At 36.6% G+C, this 3,832-nt stretch carries 3 protein-coding genes; 2 read left to right on the forward strand and 1 reads right to left on the reverse strand.

The window, feature by feature from the left end; genetic code table 11:
- The first annotated feature begins 151 nt into the window (after window positions 1–151).
- Together IBX42_RS11620 and IBX42_RS11625 are read left to right on the forward strand one after the other, a co-directional pair.
- Window positions 152–397, forward strand: a complete 246-nt coding sequence (locus tag IBX42_RS11620; protein ID WP_294933096.1) for a hypothetical protein — start codon at window positions 152–154, stop codon at window positions 395–397.
- A complete protein-coding gene (locus IBX42_RS11625; RefSeq protein WP_294933097.1) occupies window positions 397–669 on the forward strand; it encodes a type II toxin-antitoxin system RelE/ParE family toxin in 273 nt (90 codons plus the stop codon). Before IBX42_RS11620 ends, IBX42_RS11625 begins: the two co-directional genes overlap by 1 nt.
- A gap of 18 nt (window positions 670–687) precedes the next feature.
- Here IBX42_RS11625 and IBX42_RS11630 read toward each other — a convergent pair whose 3' ends face one another.
- Window positions 688–3,813: an N-6 DNA methylase gene (locus IBX42_RS11630; protein ID WP_294933098.1), complete on the reverse strand. Its 3,126-nt coding sequence runs from the start codon at window positions 3,811–3,813 to the stop codon at window positions 688–690.
- Between the last annotated feature and the right edge of the window lie 19 nt (window positions 3,814–3,832).

Consider the following 3,832-nt stretch of genomic DNA (forward strand, 5'->3'; position numbering starts at 1 on the left):
GAGCTTGAAGCACTCTTTGAAATGTTTTTTTGAGGTTCTTTCACAGTCTCTCCTGTGTGGGATGGTGTATTTCAGGTTATTTTACAGTATGCATTAGCAACAGTGTGTTATAATAGCTTCACAATAAAATTTTAAATTTAAAGGATTTAAAATGCACTCATTAGTGTTAAATGTAGATGACAGTTTTTATAGCCAGTTGCTATCTTTTTTAAATCAAAACAAACCCCAAGTAAACATACTTGAAGATATAAAAGATGATGGGTATCCATTAATCTCAAAAGATGAAGCAAGAGCAAGAGTAAGTGTCGCAGTAGAAGAATATAGAAGCGGAAAGATGAAAACAGTGCCTTATGCTAAAGGTATGGATGAAATTGATAAGTGGCTAAATAATCTTTAATGAGAATAGAAAAGAGTCCATCTTTTAACGATAAACTTTTCTTAATTTTAAAATATATTGCCATCAATAACCCTGCAAATGCTAAAAACTTCAAAAAAGAGCTAGACGAAAAAATAACTGCTCTTGTAAATATGCCTTTTAAATACAGACAGTCAATGTATTATGATGATATAAATGTTAGAGATTTGGTTTTCAAAGGCTACACCGTACCTTATATCATAGACGATGATGTCATAGTTATCATTGATATATTTAAGTGGGAAGATAAATAAAGCAGTGAAAAATCCATATCAATTCCCCTCCACAATCTTAATCTCTTCATCACTCAAGTCGTAGAGTTTATAGACCATCTCGTCTATCTCTTTGTCGGTTTTGGCTATCTCATCTTTTAATCTACATGTTAAAATTTTATCGTTCTCAAAAATGGCTTGCCACTCTTGTTTGAAGTTGCGTTCTGCCAGTTTGTCGGCAAATTTTAGTTTCTTTGCTTTTGCGTATTCGCTCACAAACTCCTCAAACTCCAGCTCCTCAAAATTTTGCAGTTTCTTTGTCAGTTTTTCTAATCCCAACTCATTTGTAAAGTTTTGTTTTGTCTCTTGGAATTGTTTGTTTAGTGCGAGCATTTTGTCGGCTTTTTCTACAAATGGCGCTTGTTCGTCTAGGCTTTTTAGTTTTGGAAGTGGAAAAGGTTCAATATATTTTGTTTGATAAGCAAAATAACCACCTCTAAACTCCGTACTTGTATTTTTTATGAAAAACCACATTAAAGAAGAGTTTAATAAAGCAAGAAAAAATTTATCATCTTCTTTAACATCTGCTTTTTTGACCATGCTGTATTGACCTGCGTGACACATGCCGACATTGTCATATGTAAAATTAGATTTAAAACTTAATTCCTGAAGAATAATTTTTGTTTTTTGATATTCAGTTAAACTTTTTGGATAAATATATAAAAACCATCCATCTTTATCCATTTTTCCGTTTTCTCTCCCTCGTAAAAACTCTTCATTTGCTTTTAAGTACTCGTACCCATTTGGAAAATTTTCTTGGATATACTTTTCACTCATTGGTGTTGCTTTGCCATCTTCAATAAGATATGGAAATATAACAAAATATCTATTTTGCAAATTTGCATAACGGCTTATATCTTCGCCTTTTAGCATTGGTTTTAAAAGCCCACTTTCAACTTCTACTATTTTGTCAAGGGCTTTTGAATAAAGTCCATCTTCTGCTTGTAAAAGTAAATAGATAGGGTCGCCACTAGTTTTTATACCTTGAAAAATCTTTGCAAAAACATCTTTTACTACTAAAGGCTGTTGTTTTATTTTTTCTAGTACCTTTGTTGTATCTTGATTTGAAAGGTTCCATTTTTCGCTGCTTAGTTTTTCATAGCTTATGACATCGTAGTTAAAAGGTTCAAATATATCTTTTGGGCTGAGTGATTTAAAATATAGCTTTTCATTGTCATGTGAAAGCGTAACGATGCATGTGTAGGTTGAAGCATCTTCAAAAACCATTTCACTGCCAAAAAGTAGCAGACTCTCTACTGCTCTGTTCTCTGCCAAAAATCCTCTTAAACCGCTTCCAAAATCAGATATGAGAAATTTATGAGGCAAGATATAGCTTAGTTTTCCAGTAGGTTTTAACATGCCAAAGCTCATCTCTAAAAAGAGTGCGTACAAATCATAATTACCCGTTGCGGATTTGTACTTTGCTTCATAAAGTTTTGCTTCATCTTCATAGTTGCTTTTTAGCCCTTGAACTCTTACATACGGCGGATTGCCGATAACCACATCAAAACTGCCTTCATCAAAGGGCATCTCTAAAAGCGAGTTTGCGCAGAGTATCTTATCTGCCAGTTTTGTAAGCTCTCTTCCCTTATGAGCCGTTCTGAGCCAGAGTGAGAGTTTTGCTATCTCAACAGCATCTTCGTTGATGTCTACGCCGTAGAGGTTGTGTTCTAGTATCTCTTTTTCTATCTCGTAGCCGAGTGTTAAGTCCTCAAAGGGCAGAAGCATATCTCTCACGAGGGTGTGTTCGTTTATGAGAAACTCTAACGCTTGGTTTAGAAATGCGCCGCTTCCACATGCGGGGTCTAGTATCTTTAGGTTTGTTAGCCATTCGCGGTAGTCTAAGATGTTTTGTTTATGTGTTTGTTCGGCTTTTGTGAGTTTTTTCGTATTTGATGGAGTTAAAATCTCGCCTCCGATTTGCAGTAGTTCTCTTTTTTCTTCGCAAAGCCTGCCCAGAGTGTTTTCAACGATGTAGTGGGTAATGTACTCGGGAGTGTAGAAGACGCCGTCTTTTTTGCGTTTGGATTTTTTCTTGTCAAAGTCGGTGTTATCTATGTTTGCCTGAAGCTCCTCTAAGTCCGTCAAACTCTGCTCAAATATATGCCCGAGTATGTTTACGCTCACATCGCTCATGAAGTCGTAGTCGCTTAGTTTTTGCGCCTCCATGTCAAGTTGCGTATCGTCTATGATGAGGCTGTCTAAAAGCTCATCTTTTGCGAAAAGTCCGCCGTTGTATTTTGGTATGCCTAGCTTCTCATTTCCCTCGTTTATGGCGTTAAAGTAGAACTTGTAGATGTCGTAAAGCGCGTAAGAGGTAAACTTTTGCCCGCTAAACTCACCTCGTATCTCTTTGATGGTGTTGTGTCGAAGCAGTCCTCTGTCTTCTGCAAAAAGCATAAATATAATGCGGTCGCAGAGCTTTTGGGTAAGTCTTAAGAGAGTGCTTTTGTTTAGAGATTGCCGCGCTTCGCTCGCAATGACAAAATTATTTTTTACTATGTTTTCAAAAAGATGGTTTCTAAAGATACTAAAATCACGGTATAGCTCTTTAGATATCTGCTGCTCAAAGTTTGCCGACTTCTCTTTTAGTTTGAGCGGCAAGCCATCTTTTATGCTCTCATAGCTTAGCAGTAGATGAAGTTTTTTGAACTCTTCATAAGTAAGGTAAAAGAGGTTGAACTTCTCGTAAGCGGTCTTTTTGTCTATGTAAAATCTCAGCTCGTTAAAGTTTGAGATAATGATGTACTTTGAGTTTGAGTGTGAGTTGTGGTAGTTAAAGGCTTGAGCTTCAATGGCATCTAGATTTTTGCTCTTTTGGTCTTTTAGCTCAACTATGCCGACTACCTCGCCATTAACATAGATAACACCGTCTGCCTTTTTAGCGTCCGTTTCGTTCTTTTTTTCTCGCTCAAGGTTGAAGTTTTGAGGGTTTGTGTTGTCAAGCGTATAGCCTAAGCACTCTTCAAAGATGTCATGCAAGAAGCCGTCTTGGTACTTCTCCTCTTTGACGCTCTTTACAAACTCCACTTTTGCCAAAAAGTTTTGGTAGGCTGCCCACCTCTGAGCAATGAGAGCTTCATCTTGTTTGTAGGTTTTTAGGACTGAATTTAAAAATATCGGCATAAGATGATTTTCCTTGCTG

The organism is Sulfurimonas sp., assembly GCF_014859695.1.
Taxonomy (GTDB): Bacteria; Campylobacterota; Campylobacteria; order Campylobacterales; family Sulfurimonadaceae; genus Sulfurimonas.